Below are 1,243 nucleotides of genomic sequence, written 5' to 3'. Positions count from 1 at the left end.
AGCACCACCGCCGCCCCCACCTGCGCATGCTGCGCCAGCTGATGCTCGATCTCACCGAGTTCGATGCGGAAACCGCGAAGCTTGACCTGGCCATCATTACGTCCGATAAATTCGATATTGCCATCGGCGCGCACTCTCCCCAAGTCACCACTCCGGTAAAGATGCGCACCTTTAGCAGTGCTGAATGGATCGGGAATGAAATGCTTCTTCGTCAATTCCGGACAATTCAAGTAGCCGCGTGCCACGCCATCGCCCCCGATATAAATTTCGCCTTCCACCCCTATGGGCGATGGCTGGCCTTCACGGTCCAGGACATACACGCTGGTATTGGCAATGGGACGCCCTATGGGAATGGCAGAACCGTGGACATGATCGATCTGGAAGGTCGTCGCAAATGTTGTGGTTTCTGTCGGGCCATAACCATTAAGTATATAACGGGGACGTTTGGCATTTTCCAGGACGAGTGCAATGCGCCCCGAATCAAGTACATCACCGCCGACAAGCAGATAGGTCAGCTGGCCAAAGGCTTCGCCCAGTTGCTCTGCGCAGGCATTGAACAATCCTGAGGTCAACCACATGGCAGTCACGCCGCCTCTGGACAGGGTACGATTGAGGGATGCAGCATCCATGACCGTCGCATGATCGATGAGGAGCAAACGAGCACCGTTGAGCAAAGCACTCCATATCTCCCAAGTCGAGGCATCAAACGCCGGATTCGCACAATGGGCAACGCAATCACTCTCGCCGACAGGAGCATATGCCACGTTAATTACCAGTCGCAGCACGTTCCTGTGTTCCACCATCACGCCCCTGGGTTCTCCAGTGGAGCCAGAGGTATGCATGAGATAGGCAAGGCTGCGCCCACTCACTTCCGCAATGTCAAGATTTTTCTCTGGGTATTCAGCTATCAGTGCATCTGCATGATCAATGAGCAAGACAGGTATCGCACCTGCCAGGACTGCCGCATCGGCACCAGCAATCAATAGTACAGGGGAGGCGTTAGCCAATATTCCGGTCAAGCGTTCCGCCGGCATGCCTGGATCCAGAGGTAAATAGGCGCCGCCCGCCTTCAAGACAGCCAGCAGGCTCAGTATCAGCTCCGGACTCCGTTCCAGGCCTATCGCAACGATGCTTTCATGCCTAACACCGCGTGCCCGCAGCGCATACGCCAGTTGATTCGCCCGCGCATTGAGCTGCGCATACGTCATCTGCTCATCACCATAGACCAGCGCCACCTGCGCTG

Annotated in this window: 1 protein-coding gene; it reads right to left on the bottom strand. The window is 56.0% G+C overall.

Annotation, left to right across the window (positions count from 1 at the left end; genetic code table 11):
* Nucleotides 1-1,243, bottom strand: a 1,243-nt coding sequence (locus tag AC07VL_RS27995; RefSeq protein WP_494808751.1) for an amino acid adenylation domain-containing protein, incomplete at both ends; no start/stop codon positions are given.

The sequence above is a fragment of the Janthinobacterium sp. GW821-FHT03C08 genome, from assembly GCF_059420905.1.
The sequence above is the reverse complement of the archived record's forward strand: the minus strand, read 5'-3'. Positions and strand labels throughout refer to the sequence as shown.